The following is a 4,880-nucleotide window of genomic DNA, read 5'->3' as shown; positions in this document are numbered from 1 at the left end:
CTTGTCCTGATTTAAAGTTAATCCACTATATTTAATCCTCTAAAATCTTGCTTTCAATCATGCAGCGGATACATGCCTGCCGCACATAGGCTTTGCGGTCGTCTGAAAGACGCAGTACAAGCATGCTTCCATAGCCGAATAGAAACTCTGCTTCTTTGCCCTGCGCCGTGCCGAGTATTTTGGCTTGGCGGAAGGTGCGGCCGTCTGAAAGCGCGATGTCGTAACGGCAGCCTTCCTTTATCAAACTGCATTCCGCTTCGGGAAAAGTCTGTTTCCGCCAAGCCTGCTCGCGTTTGCGGCTGCGGCAGGTTTGGAACGACCAGCAAACCAGAGTCGAAAAAACGATGACGCCTATGATTAGCCAAGTGTTCATATCTATTCCTTAAAGTCGGCTCAGTTTCAGATAGCTTTTTTTCGGAAAAGGATGTTCTACCCATCTTTCCAAATATTCTTTTTCGCCGATATTCAGATAAATATCTTCTAAAATCAGACGGATGTTTTCCGCCAATTCATACCGGTCCACTTTGCCGTGCCATAAGGTTTGTTGTGGACTGCGATTGAAGTTGAAACTGAAAAACCAGTCGTCTGAATAAATCAGCCTCACTTCGGCTTCGTTGCTTTGTTCGGCTGCAGATACCAGTAAGGCCAGTTCGCCGGGTTCGTCTAAAAACAGGACTTTCGCCTCAGTAATGCTGCCGCTGCTTTGCAGAGCAATTGCTAAATCACATAAATCTTTCAGCGAATCATGCAGATAGGAAACAGCCTGTTGATAGTTCTCTTCGCCATATTTCACGGTAACGCTTGCCCAGCCTGCATCGTGCAGTTGATAGGCGATATGAAATGGTTCGGTCATGGCTATGTCTCCTTCAGGTCGTCTGAAAGTGTTGATAAGGGGCAGCACGGCAAACAACGAGTTTTCTGGAAACACCTTATTGCTCTAACCGACTGAGCTACCTGCCGAAAGCGGGGCAGGACTCGAACCTGCGACGGATGTAGTTTCCAAGGCATTTGTCCGCCATACTGCGAAAAAGGTGGGCGGCTAGATTGGCAGGATTTACGCCGTTTCCGGCGGCGGGAATCGAACCTGCAATAACCGATCTGTAATCCTGCCGGCATCCGCCCGTAAGGGGTGGTACATCTGGCAACAAGAAGTAGAGAAATTTTTACGCGCTCTATCCTCTGAGCTACTCTGCCATAGTTGGCGGCAGAGGCGGGATTCGAACCCGCGACCTCGAGCGTTGGCAGGCTGTAATTCCTCCGGCATTTGCCGAATGCACCTAAAACGGTTTTCATCGTAGGTCGTCTGAAAAGTTTCAGACGACCTTGAGTGATCAAGCGATACAGCAAGCCATCAGCCATTCAGGGAAACAAGGCTGGCATTTGCCTGCTGAATCAGAAAAGGTGGGCGACTAGAAAAACAAGACGTCAACGCCTATTAGGCGAGGCAGGAGTCGAACCTGCAGAACCTTTGTAGTCTTGTCGGCATTCGCCCTGTAACGACACGGCAGCTAAAAATTTACGGAAAAATCTTTCCTGTAGAACTGTATTTTCCGCAGCATCTGCTGCATCGTTACATCTACAACATAGCCAACAGCGTGCCAACGATAAAAAATTTCAAAATTAATTTTTAATTTATTGAATAAAAAGAAAATATATTTTGATGTGGTCTTTTGCGGCAAAAAGCGTAGAATGCTGAAAAATATATTTTTAGATAGATTTATAGAAAATAAGATATTTAAGGAGATGTGATGCGATTCGACGATTTGGACAAACGCCTGCGGCAATACGAAACCGCTTACGATTTCTGCGTGCCGCAGGAAAATTTCATCGTAGTGCGCTTGGACGGGCGCGGCTTTACGCGGTTGACTAAGGAGGTTTGGCAGTTTGAAGCCCCATTCGACATCCGCTTCCGCGACCGGATGGCACACACCGTCCAGCATTTGATGCAGTGCGGCTTCAATGTGGCGTACGGCTATTCCGAAAGCGATGAAATTTCGCTGCTGCTGCGCCGTGACGACGATACGTTCAAACGCAAAACGCGCAAAATCATTTCGGTATTGGCGGGCGAAGCCAGCGCTGCCTTTTCGGTGGCACACGGGCAGCCCGCCGCTTTTGATGCACGGGTTTGCGTTTTGCCGAACGAAAAACTGGTGGTCGATTATTTCCGTTGGCGGCATGAAGACGCGCACCGCAACGCGCTCAACGCCCACTGCTATTGGATGCTGCGTAAAAAAGGCGAAAGCGTATCCCGTGCCACGGATGCCGTCAGCGGGCTGACACGCGCTCAAAAACACGATTTGCTGTTTGAAAATAACATTAATTTCAACGAACTGCCCGCATGGCAGAAACGCGGCTTCGGCGTGTATTTTCAGACGACCTTGAAAGAGGGTTTCAATCCGCAAACCAAAGAGAACGTGCAGGCGGAACGCCAAATCTTACATACGGATTTCGAGCTGCCTTTGGGCGACGATTACGGCGCATTTGTCTTGGAAAGAATCGTTTAGAGGTCGTCTGAAAATGAATACTGCACCCAAAAAACAAGTCGCCGTCAGCTTTCTCGGCACGGTATTGGACAGCGGTTTCGGTCAAGGGCGTTGGCAGAAGTGGCGGCCGAATGTCGCCATGAATCAGCGTCATGATTTCCATCTTGACCGCATGGAGCTGTTTTATGCGGAAAAATACCGCGATCTGGCGGATCATGTAAAAGCCGATATTCAGCAGGTGTCGCCGCACACCGTTGTCAATCTCGTGCCTATGGAGCTGGAAAACCCGTGGGATTTTTCCGAGGTTTATACCAAGCTGCACGACTGGGCGGCGGGCTATGCATTTGATACTGAGGAAGAAACTTATCTCACCCACATCACCACGGGTACGCACGTCGCGCAAATCTGCCTGTTTTTATTGGTGGAATCGCGCCAAATCCCGGGCGTGCTATTGCAGACTGCGCCGCCGAAAAACCAAAGGCGCAGCATGGGGAAAGGCGATATCGGCGGTTATGAAATTATTGATTTGGACTTGGCGCGTTACGACGTGCTGGCCGAACGCCTTGCCGCCGTGCGCGATGACGCGGTGCGCTATCTGAAAAGCGGCATCTCCACACAAAACGCCGCCTTCAACCGCATGATTGCTGAAATCGAACAAGTCGCGCTGCATTCCCCGTCGCCGATTCTGCTCTCCGGCCCTACCGGTGCGGGCAAATCGATGCTGGCACGCAGGATTTTCGAATTGAAAAAGGCGCGCCACCTGATTAAAGGCGAGTTTGTCGATGTGAACTGCGCCACCTTGCGCGGCGACGGCGCGGCTTCCGCCCTGTTCGGACACAAAAAAGGTGCGTTTACCGGCGCGGCGGAAAAGCGCGAAGGCTATTTGAAAACCGCCGACGGCGGCGTACTGTTTTTGGACGAAATCGGCGAATTGGGCTTGGACGAACAGGCCATGTTGCTCAAAGCCATTGAAGAAAAACATTTTTATCCCGTCGGCAGCGACAAGGAAGTGCACAGCAGCTTCCAGCTGATTGCCGGTACCAACCGAGACCTGCGACGGGAAATCCGCGCCGGACGCTTCCGCGAAGACCTGTTCGCCCGCATCAATATTTGGAATTACCCGCTGCCCGCGCTCGCCGACCGCCGCGAAGACATCGAGCCGAACATCGAACACCAGCTCGCGCTCGCCTCGCAGGAGCTCGGCCGTGCCACCCGTTTCAATAAAGAAGCCCTGTCTGCCTACCTTGCCTTCGCCCATTCAAACGAAGCACGATGGCGCGGCAATTTCCGCGACCTTGCCGCTAGCATCATGCGCCTGGCCACGCTTGCCCCGCAGGGCAGGATACAGGCGGAGCAAGTAGCGGCGGAAATTGAGCGGCTCAAATGGTTATGGGCTGAAGAGGCGGATTCAGACGACCTTTTGCACAAGGGGTCGTCTGAAAAGGCGGATAACTACCCCGACAAAATCGATTGGGAAAATTTGGATTTGTTTGACCGCTTGCAATTGCAGAACGTGATTGACGAATGCCGCAAACACCAAAACATGGCGCAGGCGGGAAGGGCATTGTTTCATGTTTCCCGAAACAGCCGTGCCAAAACCAATGACAGCGACAGACTGCGCAAATATTTACAGAAATTCGGTTTGGAGTGGGGCGATATCGTGCAGTAGATGAGGCTTGAACCGAGCGGGTTGGGGCGGAAGGGGGGCTATTTCGATTGGCTGATATTAGGAAGGGTCGTCTGAAAAACTGTTCTCAAGATTCACTGAGTTCGTTTTAGCTCCGCAGAAACTGACTGCGTCCGTTTTCAGACGACCTTTTGCTTTGTGGCGGGGATGTATTTATGGTTTGGTCAGATAAGGATATAGATCCATACGTGCGTCTTGGCGTACGGCTAAATAGTCCGGTGCATCAAACCTCATCCCAGTGCCGTGATAAAGGCATTTTTGCTGAGGATCAGGATACAGTCCGCCACCTAAATAGCCGATTTCTAGCGGGTGCTGATTGGCAGCATACTGTTTCAACACTGCGGCAGCAGCTTGTGTTTGTTCGGCGGTGGGATGGTCGTCAGTTTGTCTCAGACCAAGCAGATCCCAAAAGGTTTTTCTAGGAGGGGTAATACGGATATTGTATGTCGTACATCCATCGTCATAAATTAGGTGTTCTATTTGGCGGACGGAAATTCGATAGTAACCGTGGCTGCCTACAATACTGAGAACTTGGGCTTTTGAAAAATCACCGCCTGCATAGGCTGCTAACGGAAATGACAGGAAGAAGAGGGGGATAAGGTGGCGCATAAGGTTTAGGTCGTCTGAAAGAGTGTTGGGCGTTACTGCAAGTTTAACATGACAGGTATTACGGAAAGTATAGTGGATTAAATTTAAACCAGTACGGCGTT

At 50.7% G+C, this 4,880-nt stretch carries 5 protein-coding genes; 2 read left to right on the top strand and 3 right to left on the bottom strand.

The features are described 5' to 3' along the window. Nucleotides 1-31: 31 nt before the first annotated feature. Both HMPREF3277_RS10190 and HMPREF3277_RS10185 read right to left on the bottom strand, forming a co-directional pair. Entirely contained in the window at nt 32-373 is a 342-nt protein-coding gene (locus tag HMPREF3277_RS10190; RefSeq protein WP_070871039.1) for a hypothetical protein, read from the bottom strand. A 9-nt stretch (nt 374-382) separates the two neighbouring features. Then, complete coding sequence (locus HMPREF3277_RS10185; RefSeq protein WP_003778258.1) at nt 383-853, bottom strand: hypothetical protein; 471 nt, start codon at nt 851-853, stop codon at nt 383-385. Nucleotides 854-1,748: 895 nt separating this feature from the next. Here HMPREF3277_RS10185 and HMPREF3277_RS10180 point away from each other — a divergent pair. Further along, nucleotides 1,749-2,504, top strand: a complete 756-nt coding sequence (locus tag HMPREF3277_RS10180; RefSeq protein WP_070871038.1) for a tRNA(His) guanylyltransferase Thg1 family protein — start codon at nt 1,749-1,751, stop codon at nt 2,502-2,504. 13 nt (nt 2,505-2,517) lie between these two features. Beyond that, nucleotides 2,518-4,152 carry an RNA repair transcriptional activator RtcR gene (gene rtcR, locus HMPREF3277_RS10175; protein WP_070871037.1) on the top strand — a complete coding sequence of 545 codons (1,635 nt, stop codon included), beginning with the start codon at nt 2,518-2,520 and terminating at the stop codon, nt 4,150-4,152. Between the two features lie 171 nt (nt 4,153-4,323). Here rtcR and HMPREF3277_RS10170 read toward each other — a convergent pair. After that, on the bottom strand, nt 4,324-4,880 hold a 557-nt coding region (locus HMPREF3277_RS10170), incomplete at its 5' end, for a hypothetical protein (protein WP_246830799.1).

It is taken from the genome of Neisseria sp. HMSC70E02, from assembly GCF_001838645.1.
GTDB lineage: Bacteria > Pseudomonadota > Gammaproteobacteria > Burkholderiales > Neisseriaceae > Neisseria > Neisseria macacae.
The sequence above is the reverse complement of the archived record's forward strand: the minus strand, read 5'-3'. Positions and strand labels throughout refer to the sequence as shown.